Here is a 20,214-nt window from a genome sequence, read left to right as displayed (position 1 = left end):
CCAGGACCGCCCGGTCAGGAGAGCTGGTCCAGGCGCAACGGCATCGTGATATCAAGCCACTGGTTTTGCCCGCAGGCACCGCTCGGGCCGACTGTCTTGTCCTTGCCCGCGAAAACCCGCGACCCGATTTGGAATCCACCATTGTCGTTCACCGGGTAGAAAAAGAACTGCTGCTGCCCGGCAAACGCGGTACCGTCCTGGCACCGCTCCCAGTTCGGCACTTCGCGTCTCACCTTCCACATCTCGCCGTCTTTCATGTATAGGGCCGCGCTCCATCCCTGGTCGCTCGTCACCGTGCCATGGCATTCTATGGTCGAGTCGCAGGTCGAGCTGATGGTCCATACTTGATAGACCGTTGGCTCGCCGAAGTACTGGTCATTTCTCTGGGCGTAATCGCCAATGGACGTGGCGCGGAAAGTCCCATTGATGGCCACGTCTTCCTTGGTTATGGCCTGGGCTGTGGATGCCGTGATCAAACCGCCGAATGCAGTGGCAGCCAACAGCGTTGCGGTGGTGAGTGTCTTGACTGAACGCATCAGGTGCTCCTCGAAGCGCGTAATCCGAGAGTGCCGATGGCACCTTTTCGCCGTCGGTTGCGGCGTTCTCGAGCGATGACGTTACACCGCTTCGGGCCGCCAGATAACGGTTAGGACAACTTCTGCTGCGCTCACCCGGACGGGTCGAATTTCGCGATCAGCCAGGAACCATTGACTTTTTTCAGCGTGACCAGGACGCTGCTCTGCGTCGTCTCGGGGTCTTTCTTTTGTAAGCTTGCCGTGGTCTGGTCGACGAAAACCAGCACGACGGCCGAATCGGGATGCATTTCCGAGACTGCGGCCCGGATGACCTTGGCGGTCGCCGTCAGTCTTCCCTTCTCGGCCACCGGCGCGATGGCATCGTCGGTGAATTTGTTGTAATAGGCCAGAAAGTCGCCAGTCAGATGTGATTTCGCGTTGTTGAAATCGCGGTTTAGATGGTCATAGGAATACGACAACACCGCCACGGCACCATCTGACGCCGCCTGGATTGCCCGGTGCGCCGCCGCGTCACCGACCCGCTGATCCGGCCGGTAGAGGATCAAGTACACGCCGGCAGCGACTCCCACGGCGGCAATCACCAAAGTTGTCGCGACGATCGAACGCCACCTTGCCAGATACCGGGGGGCCCGGCGCCGGATCGCCGCCAGCCGGCGCAAGCGTCTCGGTCCCTCGCTGGTGGGCGGCGTCCCGTCGTCGGCGGGTGAAGTCTCCGCGTCGCCGGTCGTGTTTTCGGTGCCGTCCAGCGACGAGCCGTGTTCGACAGTCATCGCAGGAAATCAACTTTCGACATCTTGAGCTGGCCGCCGTCGCGGTCCATATTGACGCTGAGCCGGAACAAGGCCGGGGGCGGTTTGGCGTTATCCGGCCCAATCGGATCGGTTTTCGCCGCCACAAGCACGACTCCCGAATTCTCGCTCAACGACTGGACGGCAACGGCTTCGACGGTGACCTTGGTGCCGACCTTCGTTTCCTCCGCCTTATTGACTATCAGGGTCGACAGCACAGACAGCTGGTTCTTCTGGTCGCCCGTGGAGGCATCGATCGTGCGCTGGACATCCTCTTTGGCATGAGCGGGGTCAATCGACATGAAGGCCGTGATCCCTTGTCGGGCGGCTGCACTGAACTCCGCGGCGAGTTGGCGATTATGCACCGCGATGTGGTGCTGCCACAGCATGTAGCCGGTGGCTCCGAGGGAAGTGGAGAAGAGAACGATACCGACGCCAGCGGCTACTGTTTTGCGCGCCGGGCGGCGGAGCCACCGTGGTCGCCCACGGCGCCGCAATAGTCGTCGTGCCTGGGTCCACTTCGCGGCACGCTGCTCGGCATCCCGGGCGTCGTCGTCCGTGCCCCCGGTTTCGGCTGCCACCCGCAGCCGTAAAAGGCGGGCTAGAGCGACCTCGGCGCGGGCTTCAGCCTTGGCAACTTCGTCTTCCGCGTCGACTTCCGAGGCGGGCGCCACGGCGCCGGCAGTCGACTGCGGTTCGTCGGGATCAGTCTTATTCGCCGCGTCGCGATGGTCGGCGTCAGGCCCCTCCGGATCGTGCACGGAGAATGAGCTTATCACTTCGGTCTCGCCTCCACGGTGCCGTCATGCAGCGCCAAATGCGCCTCCCACATGCGGAAATGCTCGGCCGCCAGATAGCGGGGCGAAGCCGGTCGGGGTGGCCCGACGCCCCAGCATGTTTGGTCAAGATGATCCTCTCCAACTAGGAGAATTTTCTTTTCGGTTGTGGCAGAGTAGTCGGGTGCGATCCATCGTGGCTGTGGTTGCCGCGTTGCTCGGCGCCGGTCTGCTGGCGGCGCCGCCAGCCTCGGCCGGGCCGACTGTCTGCGACTACCCCGCCTGCACGCCGGGCATCATGCCCCATCAGGTTCTAGGCGCGCCGTGTGACAACACCACCTACTACGCCTTCGGTGTCGCCGACGGATACGTTTCCTTCGCCTCGGAGCCCGGGCGGCTGATGTTCTGCGGCTCGCCGAGGCGATACCAACCGCGATGGTTCCGCTCACCTCCGATGGCGGGGGTCAAGGAGGAAAACGCGGACTGTCAGAACTATCTGAACTACGTGGCACAGGCGCCTGATGGTCTGTTCCTGATCTGTATCGCCCACGACGGCATATCGAGCTGGGTCCGCGCAGACACGTAGCCGCGTCAGTCGTCGGATGTGCGAGGCAGGCCGAGTAGGCGCCGGCTCAAGTCGGTGACCCGGTCGAGCAAAGTGTCGTCGTCGATGTCGGCCACCAGCGGGTGCATGACCGCGGTACTGAGCGCCCCGGAGAACATGGCGGCTTCGATCCGCCCGTCCAGGCCCGCATCGCTGAGCAGCACCTGGTACAGACGGTCCATGAAAAGTTGAAACGGCTTGTGCTCGGCCAGCAATCGGACGACGACGGGGTCGAACTGCAGCGTGCGCACCAACCGGCGGTCACGCACGGCCATCTCGACCACGCGCACCAATAAGGCATCGCGCGCCTGAGGTCCGTCTTCGTAGGCTTCGGCCTCCTCGAGCGCCGGCTCGAGGCGGCCCAGCTCGCGCTCCGTGACGGCGATGACGATCTGCTCTTTGGTCCGGAATTGATGGTAGACAGCGGCTTTCGTGATCCCGACGGCGTCGGCGATCATCTGCAGCGACGTACCGCTGACGCCGTGTGTGGCGATCAGATCAAGCGCGGCGTCCAGTACCCGAGTCCGGGCCGGGCTGTGCTCGATGAGCCAGAACTGCTCACCGGTGACGGGCTGACGTGCTGTTCCCACGCACCGAGACTAGACGACGGACTTGACCCTGGCTAGCCGATCGGCTAGCTTCGCTCTCTAGCCGAGTTTCGGCGGCGATTCGAGCGGGGAAGGAGTACCGATGTCCGACGTCGGCGGGAACGATGCAGGCGGCAGCCGATCCGGGCGGACCGTCTCGCGGCGGACCGACGGCGAGTTGATCCTGCTCTGGACATTGCCCGCGGCGCTCATCCTTTGGCTCGCATCCTTTTTCCTGTTCCCGGGATTCAACCCGCCGATGTCACCCAGGATGCCCGCGGACCAGGTGGCCGCCTTCTACCGCGATCCGGGGCACATTCCGCTGATCCGTTCCAGCATGATCCTGTTCAACTGGTTCGGGGTGTGCCTCGTGCCGATCCTGGCCCTGATCGTGCTGCAGATCCGCCGCATGGCGCACCGGACGCCGATCTTCTCCTACGCCATGCTCGGGTGCGCGGCCGGCGGTCCGACGCTGTTTCTCGTCGCCGACGTCTGCTGGCTGCTGGCCGCCTTCCGCCCCGAGCGCAGCCCCGAACTGACTCAGCTGCTCAACGATCTCGCCTGGATCACATTCACCATCCTGGTCCCGTTCTTCATCGGACAATGCGTAATCTTGGCCCTGGCAATCTATTTCGATGATCCGTCTCGTCCGGTGTTCCACCGCTGGGTGGCATACTTCAATCTTCTCGTCGCGGCCGCGCTGGTGCCGGCATCATTCGTCGGCGTCTCGTTGACCGGCCCGCTGGCGTGGGACGGCTTCTTGTCGTTCTGGGTGAAGAACGTCGCCATTGCCGTCTGGATCATTGTGATGGGCGTGGTCTTGGGGCAAGCCGTTTACCGCGAGCGTGCCGAGAACGGCGGCCGCCCAGAAGAATTGGTCACCGCGTGAGCGTGGTTATCACACCGGTGACGCCCCCTTCAGGACGTCTGCATCACCGCATCGGTTGGCACCTGAGGCGCGACCCCAAGCGAGAGCTGTGGTTGGCGTGGGCGGTGCTCATGGTGTTCTACAGCCTTTTCTTCCCGATGTTCTTCATCGTGGCGCAAGTCCAGCCCCCGCCGGAGCCCACGTGGGACCTCGCGACGCAGGCCCATTGGTTCGCCGAACGTGACCTCGGCGTACCGGTCGGTTTCGGGGTGATCTTCGCCATCAGCGGCATGACCGCGGTCAACAACGCCCTCATCGCGTACTCGATGCGCCGGATGTCGGTCAGCCGCGCGTTTGGCTATTCGTATCTCGTCATCTACTCGCTCGCCGCGGTTCCCGGCATGCTGCTGCTCAACATCGCGCTGATCGTCGGCACGCTGCGACCGGACCGCGACCCCCGAGTGATCGGTTGGCTCTACGACTTCGCCTTCTTGTCCTTTGACGGGACCATGGGAGTGTTCCTGATCGGTTCGCTGATTTGGATGTTGGCGATCCTGCTGGACAAGAATCGCGTGTTTCCCAAATGGTTCGGCTATCTCAACCTGTGCAACGCGCTGACCGAGGTCGTCGTGGCGCCCTGCTGGATCTTCCGGCGGGGCGTGTTCGCCTGGGATGGCGAGATCGCCTGGTGGCTGGACATGGTCGTATTCGGCATTTACCAAGTCACGTTCATCGTCATGCTTTTTCAGATGATCCGCCGCGAAGACTTCGGAACCGGTGAGCTGCCGGCCTTGCCGCGGAAGAGGGCGGGTGCACAGTGACCGGCCTAGCCGACAAACGCGGACGCGTCAGGGCCGTGCCCGGCCAGCCGGACATGTGGGCCTTCGTATTGTTCGAAAGCCTGGTTTTTACGGGGTATTTCGCCTTCTACCTGTTCGCCCGGGGGCGCAACCCCGAACTTTTCCTGCACTCGCAAGCACACCTCGACCTGCGCGTCGGAGTCTTCAACACGTTGGTGTTGTTGCTCAGCTCATGGTCGGTCGCGCGGTGTGTCCAGTCGGCACGCGCCGGCGCCTATCGCGCGGCTCTCCGGGATGTCTTCATCACGGCCGGACTCGCCGTAGTGTTCTTGTTTTTCAAGGTGTTTGAGTGGGCGCGGTTGGCCCAAGCCGAAAATGGCGTAGACCGCAACGACTTCTTCATGTACTACTTCTTCCTCACCGGGATCCACTTCGTTCACCTGCTGATCGGCTTCGTCGTCCTCGGCGTCATCGTCTACCAACTCTGGAGTCCGGCGCGGCGCTCGCAGGAACTCGTCGAAACCGGCGCAACCTATTGGCACACCGTGGATTTCCTGTGGGTGCTCATCTTTGCGCTGCTCTACGTGGTGAGGTGAGCGAGTGAAATTCAACAAGCGGTTGCTGTTCGTCTGGGTGATCCTGGCCGCGATGACGCTGGCGTACCTGTGGATAGATCACTCCGCCGGTGGACTGCTGAAGTCCAGTGCGGTAGTGACGTCGAGTGTCATCGTCATCGCACTTATCAAGGTGCGCATCATTTTTCGCGAGTTCATGGAGGTGCGAGACGCCCCGGTGCTGCTCTGCCGACTCACCGACGCGTGGGTGGTGCTGATCGCCGCCGTCTTACTGAGCAGCTATTTCATCGGGATGCAGCTCCGGTAGCGCTCGCCCGGCGGCGAGTTCCTAGGCGACTGGCGCGATCGCGTCCGCGGTGGTGAAAGTCAGGTGCAGCTCGCTCAGGCCCCGCAGGATGTACGTCGGCTCATAGGTGTAACGACGATCGGCGGCCGGCCCGTGATGGGCTTCGTTGATCTCGATGTGCGGCATCCGGTCCAGGATCCGCTCGATCGAGACACGCCCCTCGACGCGGGCAAGCGGACCACCGGGGCACGAGTGCACGCCGCGGGCGAACGCCATGTGCTCGCGAACGTTCTTGCGGCGCAAGTCGAATTCGTGCGGGTTCTCGAACCGGCGCGGGTCGCGGTTGGCGGCGCCCGGCAGGATCATCACCACGGTGCCCGCGGGTATGTCGACACCGCCGACGGTGGTGGCCTTGCGGGCCAGCCGCGAGTCACTCTTGACGGGGCTGTCCATCCGTAGCGATTCCTCGATGAACCCGGGAATCAGGCTGCGGTCCTCACGCACCTGTTGCTGGATATCGGGGCGGTCGCCGAGAACTTGCAGGGCGGCGCTGAGCAGCTTCGCCGTGGTTTCCTGTCCTGCGGCGAAGAGGAAGGTCGCCGAGCGGACGACCTCGATCACCGGCGGCGTCGATCCGTCCGGATACTTCGCTTCCGCCAGGAAGGTCAGCACGTCGCCGCGTGGCTCGCGGCGACGATCCTCGATGTAATGACAGAACTTGTCGTCGAGCCACTCCAGCGGGTTGATGCCCACCGACTCGTGGTCGAGGGCGCCCACCCGCGCCTCGGGGCGGTCGGCGCCCAAGACCTTACGGAACTCCTTGTGGTCGGATTCCGGCACGCCGAGCAGGTCGGCGATCACCAAGGTGGCGAACGGCTTGGAGTATTCGGCGATGAACTCGCACTCACCGAGGCCGAGGAACTCGTCAAGCTGACGGTCGGCGAGGCGCCACATGAACTCCTCGTTCTGTTTCAGCCGGCTCGGGGTCAGCAGCTTGGCGAGCACCGACCGGGCCTTGGTGTGTTCCGGCGGATCCATGGTGACCATGTGCTCGTTCATCGGAAAAGAGCTTCGGTGCGCATCGATCTGCGGGCTGATGTCGTCGCCCTCTGGCACGAAAGGTAGCGGGGGGAAGGGCCCACCGAGGGCGACGATGTTGGAGAACGTATCCGGATCCTTGTAGATCTCGCAGGCTTCGTCGTAGCCGGTGACGGCGATGACCCCGTAGTGCGGCAGGCGCAGCACCGGGCTTTGACTGCGCAGGTAGTCGAAGTAAGGGTGCGGATCTGGGACCAGTGACGGATCGGTGAAGAAGTCGATCGAGTCGAAGGTGCTCATCGGATTGCGTCTCCCTGGGCTGGGTTTACCGGCGGTATTCGGCGGCAAGCTGTACCGCCGCCCGATTTCGAGATCGAAAATGTGCTGAGCACCTGCTTAGCATGGCGGTAATGTCAGGGTCAAGGTTGCAACGCCGCGCCACGATACGATCCCTGTGGTCGGCACGGGATGGCACACAGTACGGAGCAGGGACATGACATCGGCCCGCAGAATCGGGGCGCCGGACGCCAAAAACCGCGTCTTGTTGCTCGATGCCGCCGAGCGGCTGATGCTCGAGGAGGGCTACGCCGCGGTCACGTCGCGCCGCCTCGCGAACAAGGCCGGACTCAAGCCCCAGCTGGTGCACTATTACTTCCGCACCATGGAAGAGCTGTTCCTGGAAGTCTTTCGGCGCCGGGCGGAAGAAGCGCTCGAAGTGCACGCGCAAATGCTGAAGTTCCCGCAGCCGCTGTGGGCGCTGTGGCGATTCGGTACCAACCCCGCCTTCACGCGGATTTCCATGGAATTCATGGCGCTGGCCAATCACCGTAAGGAGATGCGGGCCGAAATCGCTTATTACGCGGAGCGTTTCCGCGAAGAACAGCGCCAAGCGGTGGCAAGCGCGCTGGAGCGCTACGGGTCCAGGATCCAAGACGAAGGCCAAGACATCGACATCCCTCCAGTGGTGTGGACGGTGTTGATGAGCAGTCTGTCGCGTTTCCTGGTACTCGAGCAGGCCATCGGCATGTCCGCCGGACATGCCGAAACGTTGGAGTTGGTGGAGAACTACCTGCGCCGCCTGGAGGGCGAACCGCAGCCGATGGAGGGCGTACCGGAGACCTGGGTGGTTCACCAATTCCGCAGCGAGCAGAGCACGCCTTTGGGACCGTCCTTGGATACGACGACGGCCCCGTCTACCGCCAGATCGCAGTGAAGCCCCGGCGTGCCGGGCTCCGTGCCCGTGCTCGCCACAACCATCGCGTAATGGTCGGGGTCCGACATGTCCAGATCGAAGCCCCACGGCTTGCCAGGGGCGAGGTCCACGTCGACGTGGGGTGTGAACGAGTAGGGGTTGTGGCTGTAGTCGGAAAATTTGTCCGGCTGGTGGTCCAGGTAGTAGATGGACGTATAGATCGGATTCTGCGCGGTGACCGTGTACCTGACGTGATGCATGACCGGGTCGGCATGTGCCCGGCCGCTTCCCACCAGCAGGCCCGCCGCTACCAATACAGCAGCCAACGACAGGATGCAGCCGAAACCCATCACTGTCTTCGTTGTGGTCATTACGCTCCTCCGGCGGCCGGGCGCGGCTTGGTGTTGCGGTTCATCACCCGCTCTGCGGCCTGCCAGTGCGGGTCGGCAACCCATAACCGTGCGAAGGATGCTATCGCCTCCTCAGAGGAAACTCCGCGGATTACACGCTTTATCTCGGTCGCCGGGCGGCGGGTCAGCGACCTTGCGATGGCTCGCCAGCCCTCGTCGGGCGAATCGAAGACGTCGCGGGGCACGACCTGATCCACCAGGCCGATGCGTTCGGCCTCGAACGCGGAAAGGGCCGTTCCCGAGCCGGCCAACAGCAGCGCCCTGCTCTTTCCGACCAGCGCGGCCAGCCGCTCGGCTCCGCCCCAGGCAGGCATGATCTCCAGCTGCACTTGGTTGAAGGCGATCTTGATGTCATCGGCGGCCACCCGAATGTCTGCAGCGACAGCGACTTCGGCTCCGCCGCCGAACGCGTGGCCGTTGAGCGCGGCGATGACCGGGGCGGGGAAGTCCGCCAACTGGTCGCAGATGGACCGCATCCGCCGGGCCATTGCCGCGGCGTCCTCCTCGGTCCGCAGCGCGCTCAATTCCTTGAGGTCGCCACCGGAGACGAAAGCCTTATCTCCGGCGCCCTTGATCACCAGCGCTACAGCGCCTTCGGCCGCATCGAGCGCCTTCTCCAGCTGGTCCATGGTGTCCAGACCGATGGCGTTGCGCGCCTGCGGGCGATCGATGGTGACCACCGCCAACCCGGCGTCGATCTCCAGGTCCACCATGTGTGTTTCGCTCCTCGACAAGAACACGATATTGGCATTCTCTTTTCGCGAGAATAACATCATCGCTACAGGCCAAAGAACTTCAGTCGGTGAGGACAGAGGTGGCTCGATGCGGAACAGAGTTGTGGCCGCCGCCGCGGTCCTTAGCGTCTTGGTCGGGGCGTGCACGTCGCGGCCACCGAGCCAGATCGCCAGCACGGCATCGGTGACCGTCAACGGCAACGACCGCACTTTTCACGTCGTCAAGTGCGGTCAGCGGGAGTGGACCCGGACGGTCGACATCGGCAGCGACTTTGCCGGAGCCAAACTCGTCATCGACGAAAGCGCGCAACCCGCGACGGTCGAGTCGGTACACATCCAGAACCTGGGTGGCTTCAGTGGCATGTACTCCCGGGGCGGCGACGGGGACGCCGGCATGAACATGACCGGTGACAAATTCACCGTCAGCGGCACCGCCAACGGCTACCTGACCGCCAAACCCGGCGAACCGGCCACCGCCACGTACAAGATCTCCGTGGCGTGCTGACCACGTCAAACCAGGATCCAGAGGGCCACGTTGCGATTACGCTCGCATAGAGAATAGTATTCTCACAAATCAAGAAGGAGGATTTCATGGGCCAGTTGTCGCATCGGGAAGACGTCCCATTCCCGATCTTTGACGCGGATAACCACCTGTACGAGCCGCCGGAGGCGCTGACCAAGTTCCTACCCAAGGAGTACAAGGACTTCGTTCAGTACGTGCAGATCAACGGCCGCACCAAGATCGCGATCCGCGGACACATCAGCAACTACATCCCCAACCCGACCTTCGAGGTCGTCGCCCGGCCGGGCGCCTGGGAGGAGTACTTCAAGTACGGCAACCCGGACGGCAAGAGCAAGCGCGAGCTCTTCGGTGAGCCGATGCGCGCGATCCCCGCGTTCTTCGAGCCCGGCCCGCGCCTGGAGAAGATGAACGAGCTGGGTCTGGACCGCACCCTGATGTTCCCGACGCTGGCCAGCCTGCTCGAGGAACGGCTGCGCGACGACCCGGTCGCCGTCCACGTCCTGATCCACGCGCTGAACGAGTGGCTCGACGAGGTCTGGGGCTTCAACTACCAGAACAGGATCTTCACCACCCCCGTCATCACCCTGCCGATCGTCGAGAAGGCGATCGAGGAACTGGAGTGGGCCGTCAAGCGCGGTGCGCGTTGCATTCTGGTCCGTCCGGCGCCGGTCCCCGGCTTCCGTGGCCCGCGTTCGTTCGCGGTGCCCGAATTCGACCCGTTCTGGGAGCGGGTCGTCGAGCACGACCTGCTGGTCGGCATGCACTCCAGCGACAGCGGCTACTCCCGCTACACCTCCGAGTGGGACGGCGCCGAACAAGAGATGCTGCCCTTCCAGACCAATGCGATGGGCATCCTCAACGAGTGGCGGCCGATCCAGGACGCGGTGGGCTCCTGGGTGATTCACGGCGCGCTGTATCGCCACCCGAAGCTGAAGGTCGCGATCGTCGAGGCGGGTTCGAAGTGGATGACCCCGTTACTGGACGGCCTGGCCGAGGTCTTCCGGAAGGCCCCGGAGGTCTTCCCGAGCGACCCCGTCGAGATGGTCAAGAACCGGATCCACGTGAGTCCGTTCTTCGAGGACGGCATCGACGATTTGGTCAACCTCGTCGGTGTGGACCAGGTGCTGTACGGCTCGGACTGGCCGCACCCGGAAGGGCTGGCGGAGCCGACGTTCTACGTCAATGCGCTGTCGCACCTGTCCGTCGAAGACCAGGCAAAGATCATGGGTGGCAACCTCGGTCGGCTCGTCACGGTGTGACCCGAGCGCAACCCGGGCGGTGACGATGCAGGGCGCGAAGCGTGCATGAGGTGGGGGCACCGCCCGCTTGCGGGGGAGAGCCGGCCAGTCAACCATGGCGGACCATCCCCGAGATGGTCCTGAGCGCAGCGGACCGCTTCGGCGACGCGGAAGCGATCGTCGACGGTTCGCTGCGCTTGACATTCGGGCAGGCGGTCGAGCGAATCCGTTGCGCCGCAGGTGCATTCGCCGACCTCGGTGTCGAAAAAGGCGACCGGGTCGCCGTCTGGGCGCCCAACTCGGCCGAGTGGATCATCGCGGCCTTCGGGTTGCTCACCGCCGGCGGCGTGCTCGTCCCGGTGAACACGCGGTTCAAGACCGAGGAAGCCGGCGACATCATCGTCCGCAGCAGGGTGAAGGCCGTCTTGGTCCAAAAGGGTTTCCTGGACCAGGATTACACCGCGCCAGCCGGGGTGCCGGTCATCGACCTCAAGTCCGACTTCCTGTCCAGTGGATCGCCATTCGAGCGGCCGGTGAGCGGTACGGACATCTCGGACATCATCTTCACCTCGGGCACGACCGGGCGCCCCAAGGGCGCGATGCTCAATCACGGTCAAACGCTGCGCATGTATGAGGAATGGGCGACGCTTGCGGATTTGCGCGAGGGTGACCGTTATTTGCAGATCAACCCGTACTTCCACACCTTCGGGCTGAAGGCGGGTTTGGTCACGTCTTTCCTGCGCGGTGCCACGATGCTGCCCGTCGCGGTGTTCGACGTCGACGCGGTGGTAGATCTCATTGAGCGCGAACGCATCACGATGCTCCCCGGCCCGCCGACGCTGTATCACTCGTTGCTGACGGTGCCGGACAAGTCCAGACTGTCGTCGTTGCGTGCGGGAGTGACCGGCGCCGCCGACATCCCCGTCGAATTGGTGCGTCGCATCCACGACGAACTGCCGTTTGAGACGCTGATGACCGGTTACGGGCTCACCGAGGCCGGCAACGTCACCCTTTCTCTGCCGGGCGATTCCTTCGAGGATGTCGCCACCACCGCGGGCGTGCCGTGCGAGGGGGTCGAGGTGCGCATCGCCGACGACGGCGAGGTGCTGGTTCGTGGCTACGGAGTCATGCGAGGGTATCTCGACGAACCGGAGGCCACCGCCGAAGCGATCGACGGTGACGGCTGGCTGCACACCGGAGACCTCGGGGACTTCACGCAGACCGGGCGGCTGCGCATCGTCGGCCGGAAGAAGGACATGTTCATCGTCGGCGGCTTCAACGCGTACCCGGCCGAGATCGAGGGCTTTCTGCTCAACCATCCGGCCGTGGCACAGGCCGCCGTCATCGGCGTCCCCGACGAACGGATGGGCCAAGTCGGAAAAGCGTTCGTGGTGCCCAACGGCGATCTCAGTGCCGACGAATTGATCGGCTGGTGTCGTGACCGTATGGCCGGGTTCAAGGTGCCACGCACGGTAGAGTTCCTCAATTCACTCCCACTCAACGCGACGGGGAAAGTGATGAAGGACCAACTCCGATGAACAACGGCGATATTCATTCGATGGTGATCGCGTCCGACTATCGCGTTCCCGATCCCACCCGAGTGTGGCCGCTGCTGGAACGGAACAAGGCCGCCCTGGCCGATATCGGCGCGCACCACGTGCTGGTCTACACCTCAACCCGTGACCACGGTCGGGTACTGGTGATGATCGGCGTGCACAGCCGTGAGCCGATCGTGGAGCTGCTGCGCTCCCGGGTCTTCTTCGATTGGTTCGACGAGGCCGGCGTCGAAGACATTCCCGCCGTCTTCGCCGGGGAAATCGTCGACAGGTTCATCGCGGAGCCACCGAAAACCCCGGCGGCGCCGGGCGTCGTGGTGGCCGCCATCGCCTCCGTCAACGACGTGTCCCTGCTGACCTCCGAAGTCAGCACGGCCATCGACAGATTCACCACCGCCGGCATCCGAAAGACGTGGGTATTCCAGGCTTTCGACGACGACCACGAAGTGCTGATCCTGCAGGAGTTCCCCGACGAAGAAACCGCCCTGGAGTGGATCGACCACCCCGACGCCTCGGCGCAGTGGATGTCCGGGGCGGGCATGGGTGCCTACCCGCCATTGTTCGTCGGCCGGTTCTTCGACATGATGCGCATCGAGGCGGACTGAGGATTCGCCGTTGTTCGTGTGCCTGTGCAATGGAGTGACCACTCAGACGGTGTGCGAGGCCGTCGAGTGCGGGGCGTCGACCACGAAGGAAGTCGCCCAGGCGTGCGGTGCGGGAGCCGATTGCGGACGCTGCCGGCGCACGGTGCAGGCCCTCCTGCGCTCTTCCAGCCCCGATCGAAGCCCGAACTCGCACTAGTGCGTCAGCGGCGCGGACTGCCATCCGGGGATGCCGGCTGGACGAGTTCGACTAGCAGGTCGGGAATTTCGAGTCGCGGCAACATCACCTCGACGAACACCATGCGGTCCCGGTGCTCGGCGGCGGCGGTCAGGGCGTCGTCGAGTTCGCCGTAGGTCCGGACCTGGAACGCCAGGTGGTCGGTGACCCCCAGCGCGCTGGGAACGTCCGTCCACTGCCAATTGACGATGTCGTTATACGGCGCGGTTTCGCCGTGAATCGCCCGTTCGACGGTGTAGCCATCGTTGTTGACCACCACGATGACGGGGGACAGGCCTTCCCGCGAAAAGATGCCCAGCTCTTGGACGGTCAACTGCGCGGCGCCATCCCCGATGAGTAACACCGTTCTGCGGTCCGGATGTGCCACCGCCGCCCCGAGCGCGGCCGGCAACGTGTAACCGATTGAGCCCCAAAGCGGTTGGCCTATAAAGGTCACGCCGTGCGGCAGCCGATGGTCGGCCATGCCGTAGAACGAGGTGCCCTGATCCGCCAGCACTACGTTGCCGGGCGTGAGGGCCACACAAAGGCGGTCCCACAACATCTTCTGGGTGAGTGGCTGGTCGCGCGGCGGGGACTGCGGCACGGGCTCGGCCGGCGGCGACATCACCGGTGGCGAAGAGATTCCGCGGCGGACCAGGATCGTGGTCAGCGCCTCGAGCGCGGTACCCATTTCCAACGGCGCGAAGACTTCTCCGGCCACACTGCTCTGATACTGGCCGACATCGATCGTCCGGGCCGGGTCGATGCGCTGGCTGAAGAATCCGCTGACCATGTCGGTGAACACCACGCCGGCGGTGACCAACACGGGCGCCTCTTCGATCGCGGTGCGCACCGCGGGAGCGCTTGCCGACCCGGCGTAGATACCAAGGAAGTTGGGCGAACTCTCGTCGAGCAGGCTTTTTCCCCACATCAGTGTGGCGTGCGGCACCACATCCGCCGCCAGCAAGGCCTCGAGTTCTTTGATCGCATGTAGCCGGTGCACCAGCAAGTCGGCGAGCACGGTGAGCTGGTGGTCGCCGATGAGGCCGGCCGCGGCCTCGGCGAACATCGCCAGGGCGCGGGGACTGGTGCCACCGGTGTAGCGGGGCAACGGTGCCTCGGGCGGCTCGGTGGGGAAGCGGGCCACGTCGATGGACAGCAGGATGTACCCGGGGCGCTTCTGCTCACGTACCTCGGACAGCACCCGATCGATCTCGCGGCGGGCCGTCGCGGGCATGAGATTGGCTTGGGCGCAGGTGATTTCGCGACTGATCCGGAAGAAGCGCTCGAAGTCCCCGTCGCCGAGTGAATGGTGCAGCGCCCGGCGGGTGCCTTGGGCGTCCTTGGACGGGCCGCCGACGATGTGTACGACGGGTACCTGCTCGGCATAACTGCCCGCGACAGCGTTGGCCGCGGAGAGCTCGCCGACGCCGAAAGTCGTGACCAAAGCCGACATTCCGCGTAACCGCCCATAGCCGTCCGCGGCGTAGCCGGCGTTCAGCTCGTTGGCGTTGCCGACCCAGCGAATGCTGGGATGGGCGACGATGTGGTCGAGGAATTCCAGGTTGTAATCGCCAGGAACGCCGAAGATCTCCGAGACGCCGAGCTCGGCGAGACGGTCCAACAGGTAGTCACCGACGGTGTATGCGGGCTCGGTCGCGGCATCAGTCACAGGCACGACGGTACGCTCGGCCGAATCTGTTCCGGGTGAGACGCCCGGCCAGTATCGTGCGGGCCATGGCACTCAAAGAATCCCGCGACATCGTCATCGAAGCCAGTCCGGAGGAGATTCTGGACGTCATCGCCGACTTCGAAGCGATGCCCGAATGGTCGGAACCGCATCAGAGTGCGGAGATCCTCGACACCGGCGACGACGGGCGCCCCCGCCAAGTGAAGATGAAGGTCAAGGTCGCCGGGATCACCGACGAACAGGTGGTCGCCTACACGTGGGGTGACAACGTGGTGAGCTGGAAGCTGGTCAGCTCTTCGCAGCAGAAGGCGCAGGACGGGAAGTACACCCTGGTGCCGAAAGGTAACGAGACTTTGGTCCAGTTCGAACTTCTCGCGGACCCGAATGTGCCGCTGCCCGGTTTTGTGCTCAAGCGCGCGGTGAAGGGAACGATCGATTCGGCGACGAAGGCGCTGCGCGACCGGGTGCTCCAGGTGAAGAAGGGCAAATAGCCACGGTGAGCGGCGAGGGCCCGCTGGCCGGGGTGCGGGTCATCGAACTCGGCGGCATCGGGCCGGGGCCGCACGCGGGAATGCTGCTCGCCGATCTGGGAGCCGACGTGGTGCGGGTGCGCCGCCCGGCGGGCGGGCTCACGATGCCGGCCGAGGCGCGCGATCTGCTGCACCGCGGCAAGCGAATCGTCGACCTGGACGTCAAGGCGCAGCCGCAAACGCTGCTGGACCTGGCCGCGAAGGCCGACGTGCTGGTGGACTGCTTCCGGCCGGGAACCTGCGAGCGACTCGGCATCGGGCCGCACGACTGCGAGGCGGTCAATCCGCGGCTGATCTACGCTCGGATGACCGGCTGGGGACAGGACGGGCCGCTGGCGCGGACCGCCGGTCACGACATCAACTACCTGTCGCGGACCGGTGCACTGTCGGCGCTGGGGTATGCCGACCGGCCCCCGATGCCACCGCTGAACCTGGTCGCCGACTTCGGCGGCGGCTCGATGCTGGTGGTGATCGGCATCGCGGCCGCCCTCTACGAACGGGAACGTTCGGGCGCGGGGCAGGTGATCGACGCGGCGATGGTCGACGGGGTCAGCTCGCTAGCCCAGATCATGTGGACCATGAAGTCCACTGGCGCCTTGCGGGACCGACGCGAATCCTTTCTGCTCGACGGTGGCGCCCCGTTCTACGGCTGCTACGAAACGGCCGACGCGCGGTACGTCGCCGTCGGCGCGATCGAACCGCAATTCTTCTCGGCCCTGCTCGATGGGCTTGGCCTGTCACCCGACGACGTGCCCGCCCAGCATGACCGAGCGTCCTACCCACGCATGCGCGAGATCTTCACCCAACGATTCGCCAGCCGAAGCCGTGACGAATGGGCGCGGACGTTCGCCGGCACCGATGCGTGCGTCACCCCGGTGCTGACGTGGAGCGAGGCGGCCGCGGACGACCACCTGCGGGGGCGGTCCACGATCATCACCGCCCACGGCGTCGACCAGGCCGCACCTGCGCCACGCTTTTCGCGGACCTCCGCCGGGCCCGTCGCACCGCCTCCGGCGGCGACCACACCGCTCGACGAAATCGACTGGTAGAAAATCGGTTAAGGCGAACCGGTCCGCGCCGCGGTCGCCGTTGCTAAGTTGATCCTCAGTGGCCGTAAAAGCATCACGGGAATTTGTCGTCAACGCGCCGCCAGAAGTGGTCATGGAAGCGCTGACAGACGTCGGCGTTCTGTCATCGTGGTCGCCACTGCACAAACACATCGAAGTGATTGATCGGTATCCGGACGGCCGGCCGCACCACGTCAACGCCACCATCAAGGTTCTCGGGCTGGTCGACAAAGAGGTCCTGGAATACCACTGGGGACCTGATTGGGTTGTCTACGACGCCAAAAGGACCTCACAGCAGCACGGGCAACACGTTGAATACACCCTCAAACCCGAAGGGGTCGACCAGACTCGGGTGCGCTTCGACATCACCGTCGAACCCGGCCGGCCCATGCCTGCGTTCATCGTGCGGCGGGCAGCCGAGAGTGTTCTCGACGCCGCGGTAACGGGATTGTGCGAATTGGTGAAGAACGGAAATCGTCCGCCCGAGTCCTGATGGTCCGCGCCGTCTGCGGTTTTAGCCTTCGCCGGCGCCGACGCTGTTGTTAACTTATAAGCGGTGGCTGTACAAGCATCGTCGGAAATCGTCATTGACGCGCCTCCGGAACTCATCATGGAGGCGCTCGCCGATATGGACGCGGTACCGTCATGGTCGTCGGTACACAAGCGGGTCGAGGTGGTCGACAAGCACCCCGACGGGCGACCGCATCATGTGAAGGTCACGATCTCGGTGACCGGCATCCACGACACTGAATTGCTGGAGTACCACTGGGGTCCGGACTGGATGGTGTGGGATGCCCACAAGACGGCGCAGCAACACGGCCAGCACGGTGAGTACAACTTGAGCCGGCTGGGCGACGACCAGACCCGGGTGCGATTCACTATCACAGTCGAGCCGTGGGCGCCCCTACCGGAGTTCTGGGTCGCCCGGGCCCGCAAGAAAATCCTTCATGCGGCTCTGGAAGGTTTGCGCACGCGGGTGGTTGGACTACAGGGTTTCGGCCCGGCTAATTAGCGGCGCAGCGTGGCGAGTCGCTTGATCGCCTCGTCGAGGGTGTCGTCGCGTTTGCAGAAGGTGAAGCGCACCAAGTGGTTCCACACATCGGCCGGGCCCTGCGTTGCGGCCGGGTCGCAGAAAGCCGACATCGGGATCGCAGCGACTCCAACCTTTTCCGGGAGCGCCGCGCAGAACGCGCTGCTGTTGTCGTAACCCAGCGGACGCGGATCGGCGCACAGGAAGTAGGTGCCGGCGCTGTCGTGCACCTCGAATCCGACGTCGATCAGCCCGGTGGCCAGTCGATCGCGTCTGGCCTGCAAAGTGGCGCGCAGGTCGGCCACCCACGCGTCCTCGGTTTCCAGCGCCAGTGCCACCGCCGGCTGGAACGGGGCGCCGCCGACATAGCTCAGATACTGTTTCGCGGCGCGCATCCCCGCGATGAGATGCGCTGGGCCGCAAGCCCAGCCAATCTTCCAGCCGGTGCAGTTGAACATCTTGGCGGCGCTGGAGATGGTGATGGTCCGCTCGGCCATGCCGTCGAATCCGGCCAGCGGGACATGCTGCCGCCCGTCGAACACCAGGTGCTCGTAGACCTCATCGGTGATCACCAGCAGGTCGGCCGCGATCGCGACCTCGGCGACGGCTGCCAACTCCTCGGCACTCAGCACCGTCCCGGTCGGGTTGTGCGGGGAGTTGAGGATCAGCGCGCGGGTCCGTGGCGTCACCGCCCGGCGCAGGGCGACGGCGTCCAGGGCGAAGCCGCGGCCATGGGGGACCAGCGGGACGGCCACCCGTTGCGAGGAGGCCATCGCCACCACCGGCGAGTAGGAGTCGTAGAACGGCTCGATGAGTAGGACCTCGGAGCCGGGTTCGACCAGGCCGATCACCGCCGAGGCGATGGCCTCGGTCGCCCCGACCGTCACCAGCACCTCGGTGTCGGGGTCGTATTCGATGTCGTAGCGGCGCTGCCGCTGGGCGGCGATGGCGTGGCGCAGCGGTGCGATGCCGATGCCCGGTGGGTATTGGTTGACACCGTCGGCGATGGCCTCCTGGGCGGCCTTCAGCATCGCCGGGGGTCCGTCCTCGTCGGGGAACCCCTGGCCGAGGTTCACCGCTCCGATCCGCGCGGCCAGCGCCGACATTTCGGCGAACACCGTGGTCGCGTAGGGGCGCAGTCGCGACACCGTCATGGTGGTCGAGCTTAACTTCCGGCTCCCAGCGCGACTGCAGCGTCACGTTCGGCGCCGAATGTGACTGTCGCGTCACGTTCGGGGCCGTGACCAGCGGCGAACTTGCCAACCAACAGGTTGGCCGGGGGCCCTGTTAGGGTGGGGCGGGATCTAGTCTTGAAGACGGATTCGAACCCTATTCGCCAGATCAGGAAGTCGCCATGTCCGAAGAAGCTTTTATCTATGAGGCCATCCGCACCCCGCGAGGCAAGCAGCGCAACGGTTCGCTGAACGAGGTGAAGCCACTCAACCTGGTCGTGGGCCTGGTTGACGAGCTCCGGCGTCGTTTCCCCGATCTCGACGAGAACCTGATCAGCGACATGATCCTCGGCGTCGTCTCCCCGGTCGGTGACCAGGGCGGCGACATCGCCCGCACCGCGGTGCTGGCCGCCGGGCTGCCCGAGACCACCGGCGGCGTGCAGCTCAACCGGTTCTGCGCCTCCGGCCTGGAGGCCGTCAACACCGCCGCGCAGAAGGTGCGGTCCGGCTGGGACGACCTGGTGCTGGCCGGCGGTGTCGAGTCGATGAGCCGCGTCCCGATGGGCTCCGACGGCGGCGCCTGGGCGACCGACCCCGAGACCAACTACCAGATCGGGTTCGTGCCCCAGGGCATCGGCGCGGACCTGATCGCCACCATCGAGGGCTTCTCCCGCGAGGACGTCGACCGCTACGCGCTGCGCTCACAGGAGAAGGCGGCCGCGGCATGGTCCGGCGGCTACTTCGCCAAGTCGGTCGTGCCGGTGCGCGACCAGAACGGTCTGGTCATCCTCGACCACGACGAGCACATGCGCCCCGACACCACCCTCGAGGGCCTGGGCAAGCTCAAGACCGCGTTCGACGGCATCGGCGAGATGGGCGGCTTCGACGACGTGGCGCTGACCAAGTACCACTACGTCGAGAAGATCAACCACGTCCACACCGGCGGTAACAGCTCCGGCATCGTCGACGGCGCCGCGCTGGTGCTGGTCGGTTCGGAAGCTGCGGGCAAGTCGCAGGGGCTGACCCCGCGGGCCCGCATCGTGGCTACCGCCACGAGCGGCTCCGACCCGGTCATCATGCTCACCGGCCCGACCCCGGCCACCCGCAAGGTGCTCGACCGCGCGGGCATGACGATCGACGACATCGACCTGTTCGAGCTCAACGAGGCATTCGCGTCGGTGGTGCTGAAGTTCCAGAAGGACCTCAACATCCCGGACGAGAAGCTCAACGTCAACGGTGGCGCCATCGCGATGGGCCACCCGCTGGGCGCCACCGGCGCCATGATCACCGGCACCATGGTCGACGAGCTCGAGCGCCGCAACGCGCGTCGCGCCCTGGTCACGCTGTGCATCGGCGGCGGCATGGGTGTCGCCACCATCATCGAGAGGGTTTAAG

Annotated in this window: 25 protein-coding genes; 16 read left to right on the top strand and 9 right to left on the bottom strand. The window is 64.8% G+C overall.

The genetic code is table 11. The annotated features are described in order from the left end of the window. Window positions 1-14 precede the first annotated feature (14 nt). The 3 genes from AC5Y4H_RS04885 to AC5Y4H_RS04875 all read right to left on the bottom strand — a co-directional run bounded on the left by AC5Y4H_RS04885 (window position 15) and on the right by AC5Y4H_RS04875 (window position 2,085). A complete protein-coding gene (locus tag AC5Y4H_RS04885) occupies window positions 15-536 on the bottom strand; it encodes an Rv2253/PknI dimerization domain-containing protein (RefSeq protein ID WP_499979016.1) in 522 nt (173 codons plus the stop codon). Between the two features lie 131 nt (window positions 537-667). Beyond that, complete coding sequence (locus AC5Y4H_RS04880) at window positions 668-1,306, bottom strand: Rv1363c family protein (RefSeq protein ID WP_499979014.1); 639 nt, start codon at window positions 1,304-1,306, stop codon at window positions 668-670. Beyond that, on the bottom strand, window positions 1,303-2,085 hold the full coding sequence (locus AC5Y4H_RS04875) for an Rv1363c family protein (protein WP_499979012.1): 783 nt from the start codon (window positions 2,083-2,085) through the stop codon (window positions 1,303-1,305). Before AC5Y4H_RS04875 ends, AC5Y4H_RS04880 begins: the two co-directional genes overlap by 4 nt. 211 nt (window positions 2,086-2,296) lie before the next feature. Between AC5Y4H_RS04875 and AC5Y4H_RS04870 the strand changes: the two genes are divergently transcribed. Further along, window positions 2,297-2,686, top strand: coding sequence for a hypothetical protein (locus AC5Y4H_RS04870; protein WP_499979185.1), 390 nt, complete (start codon window positions 2,297-2,299; stop codon window positions 2,684-2,686). 5 nt (window positions 2,687-2,691) lie between these two features. On the opposite strand, the gene AC5Y4H_RS04865 is transcribed toward AC5Y4H_RS04870, so the two are convergent. Further along, window positions 2,692-3,294, bottom strand: a complete 603-nt coding sequence (locus AC5Y4H_RS04865) for a TetR/AcrR family transcriptional regulator (protein ID WP_499979008.1) — start codon at window positions 3,292-3,294, stop codon at window positions 2,692-2,694. A gap of 100 nt (window positions 3,295-3,394) precedes the next feature. Here AC5Y4H_RS04865 and AC5Y4H_RS04860 point away from each other — a divergent pair, with 100 nt between their 5' ends. Genes AC5Y4H_RS04860 through AC5Y4H_RS04845 form a run of 4 tightly spaced genes read left to right on the top strand, consistent with a single transcriptional unit; the run spans window position 3,395 to window position 5,841 of the window. After that, window positions 3,395-4,180: a hypothetical protein gene (locus AC5Y4H_RS04860; protein WP_499979004.1), complete on the top strand. Its 786-nt coding sequence runs from the start codon at window positions 3,395-3,397 to the stop codon at window positions 4,178-4,180. Further along, complete coding sequence (locus AC5Y4H_RS04855; protein WP_499979000.1) at window positions 4,177-4,980, top strand: hypothetical protein; 804 nt, start codon at window positions 4,177-4,179, stop codon at window positions 4,978-4,980. Before AC5Y4H_RS04860 ends, AC5Y4H_RS04855 begins: the two co-directional genes overlap by 4 nt. Continuing rightward, entirely contained in the window at window positions 4,977-5,555 is a 579-nt protein-coding gene (locus AC5Y4H_RS04850; protein ID WP_499978997.1) for a cytochrome c oxidase subunit 3 family protein, read from the top strand. The genes AC5Y4H_RS04855 and AC5Y4H_RS04850 overlap by 4 nt, the downstream gene beginning before the upstream one ends. A 4-nt stretch (window positions 5,556-5,559) precedes the next feature. Next, complete coding sequence (locus AC5Y4H_RS04845) at window positions 5,560-5,841, top strand: cytochrome C oxidase subunit IV family protein (RefSeq protein ID WP_499978995.1); 282 nt, start codon at window positions 5,560-5,562, stop codon at window positions 5,839-5,841. Window positions 5,842-5,862: 21 nt separating this feature from the next. Here AC5Y4H_RS04845 and AC5Y4H_RS04840 read toward each other — a convergent pair whose 3' ends face one another. Continuing rightward, a complete protein-coding gene (locus AC5Y4H_RS04840; protein ID WP_499978993.1) occupies window positions 5,863-7,158 on the bottom strand; it encodes a cytochrome P450 in 1,296 nt (431 codons plus the stop codon). 193 nt (window positions 7,159-7,351) lie between these two features. On the opposite strand from AC5Y4H_RS04840, the gene AC5Y4H_RS04835 reads away from it, so the two are divergent. Next, the gene (locus tag AC5Y4H_RS04835) at window positions 7,352-8,071 is read left to right on the top strand and encodes a TetR/AcrR family transcriptional regulator (protein WP_499978992.1); all 720 of its coding nucleotides are present in this window, start codon (window positions 7,352-7,354) and stop codon (window positions 8,069-8,071) included. On the opposite strand, the gene AC5Y4H_RS04830 is transcribed toward AC5Y4H_RS04835, so the two are convergent. Continuing rightward, window positions 7,987-8,421: an Rv2576c family protein gene (locus tag AC5Y4H_RS04830; protein WP_499978990.1), complete on the bottom strand. Its 435-nt coding sequence runs from the start codon at window positions 8,419-8,421 to the stop codon at window positions 7,987-7,989. The genes AC5Y4H_RS04835 and AC5Y4H_RS04830 overlap by 85 nt on opposite strands. After that, window positions 8,421-9,173, bottom strand: coding sequence for an enoyl-CoA hydratase/isomerase family protein (locus AC5Y4H_RS04825; protein ID WP_499978989.1), 753 nt, complete (start codon window positions 9,171-9,173; stop codon window positions 8,421-8,423). Before AC5Y4H_RS04825 ends, AC5Y4H_RS04830 begins: the two co-directional genes overlap by 1 nt. Before the next feature lie 109 nt (window positions 9,174-9,282). Between AC5Y4H_RS04825 and AC5Y4H_RS04820 the strand changes: the two genes are divergently transcribed. The 5 genes from AC5Y4H_RS04820 to AC5Y4H_RS04800 all read left to right on the top strand — a co-directional run bounded on the left by AC5Y4H_RS04820 (window position 9,283) and on the right by AC5Y4H_RS04800 (window position 13,312). Further along, entirely contained in the window at window positions 9,283-9,699 is a 417-nt protein-coding gene (locus tag AC5Y4H_RS04820) for a lipoprotein LpqH (RefSeq protein ID WP_499978988.1), read from the top strand. An 86-nt stretch (window positions 9,700-9,785) separates the two neighbouring features. Next, complete coding sequence (locus AC5Y4H_RS04815) at window positions 9,786-10,976, top strand: amidohydrolase family protein (protein WP_499978986.1); 1,191 nt, start codon at window positions 9,786-9,788, stop codon at window positions 10,974-10,976. 113 nt (window positions 10,977-11,089) lie between these two features. Continuing rightward, window positions 11,090-12,493 (top strand): FadD3 family acyl-CoA ligase, encoded by a 1,404-nt coding sequence (locus AC5Y4H_RS04810; protein ID WP_499978984.1) that lies wholly within the window; start codon window positions 11,090-11,092, stop codon window positions 12,491-12,493. Next, window positions 12,490-13,116, top strand: coding sequence for a fatty-acid--CoA ligase (locus tag AC5Y4H_RS04805; protein ID WP_499978983.1), 627 nt, complete (start codon window positions 12,490-12,492; stop codon window positions 13,114-13,116). The genes AC5Y4H_RS04810 and AC5Y4H_RS04805 overlap by 4 nt, the downstream gene beginning before the upstream one ends. 10 nt (window positions 13,117-13,126) lie before the next feature. Next, a complete protein-coding gene (locus AC5Y4H_RS04800) occupies window positions 13,127-13,312 on the top strand; it encodes a (2Fe-2S)-binding protein (protein WP_499978982.1) in 186 nt (61 codons plus the stop codon). Between the two features lie 4 nt (window positions 13,313-13,316). Here AC5Y4H_RS04800 and AC5Y4H_RS04795 read toward each other — a convergent pair whose 3' ends face one another. Continuing rightward, window positions 13,317-15,002, bottom strand: a complete 1,686-nt coding sequence (locus tag AC5Y4H_RS04795; protein WP_499978981.1) for an alpha-keto acid decarboxylase family protein — start codon at window positions 15,000-15,002, stop codon at window positions 13,317-13,319. A 65-nt stretch (window positions 15,003-15,067) separates the two neighbouring features. Here AC5Y4H_RS04795 and AC5Y4H_RS04790 point away from each other — a divergent pair, with 65 nt between their 5' ends. The 4 genes from AC5Y4H_RS04790 to AC5Y4H_RS04775 all read left to right on the top strand — a co-directional run bounded on the left by AC5Y4H_RS04790 (window position 15,068) and on the right by AC5Y4H_RS04775 (window position 17,629). Then, window positions 15,068-15,511: an SRPBCC family protein gene (locus AC5Y4H_RS04790; protein ID WP_499978979.1), complete on the top strand. Its 444-nt coding sequence runs from the start codon at window positions 15,068-15,070 to the stop codon at window positions 15,509-15,511. Window positions 15,512-15,516: 5 nt separating this feature from the next. Beyond that, window positions 15,517-16,599 (top strand): CaiB/BaiF CoA transferase family protein, encoded by a 1,083-nt coding sequence (locus AC5Y4H_RS04785; protein WP_499978978.1) that lies wholly within the window; start codon window positions 15,517-15,519, stop codon window positions 16,597-16,599. Window positions 16,600-16,657: 58 nt separating this feature from the next. Further along, entirely contained in the window at window positions 16,658-17,110 is a 453-nt protein-coding gene (locus AC5Y4H_RS04780; protein WP_499978977.1) for an SRPBCC family protein, read from the top strand. 63 nt (window positions 17,111-17,173) lie between these two features. Then, complete coding sequence (locus tag AC5Y4H_RS04775; protein ID WP_499978976.1) at window positions 17,174-17,629, top strand: SRPBCC family protein; 456 nt, start codon at window positions 17,174-17,176, stop codon at window positions 17,627-17,629. Here AC5Y4H_RS04775 and AC5Y4H_RS04770 read toward each other — a convergent pair. Next, window positions 17,626-18,801 carry a pyridoxal phosphate-dependent aminotransferase gene (locus AC5Y4H_RS04770; RefSeq protein ID WP_499978974.1) on the bottom strand — a complete coding sequence of 392 codons (1,176 nt, stop codon included), beginning with the start codon at window positions 18,799-18,801 and terminating at the stop codon, window positions 17,626-17,628. The genes AC5Y4H_RS04775 and AC5Y4H_RS04770 overlap by 4 nt on opposite strands. 200 nt (window positions 18,802-19,001) lie before the next feature. Between AC5Y4H_RS04770 and AC5Y4H_RS04765 the strand changes: the two genes are divergently transcribed. Beyond that, the gene (locus AC5Y4H_RS04765) at window positions 19,002-20,213 is read left to right on the top strand and encodes an acetyl-CoA C-acetyltransferase (RefSeq protein WP_499978973.1); all 1,212 of its coding nucleotides are present in this window, start codon (window positions 19,002-19,004) and stop codon (window positions 20,211-20,213) included. The last annotated feature ends 1 nt before the right edge of the window (window position 20,214 follow it).

Source organism: Mycobacterium sp. NGS58 (genome assembly GCF_059812385.1).
The sequence above is the reverse complement of the archived record's forward strand: the minus strand, read 5'-3'. Positions and strand labels throughout refer to the sequence as shown.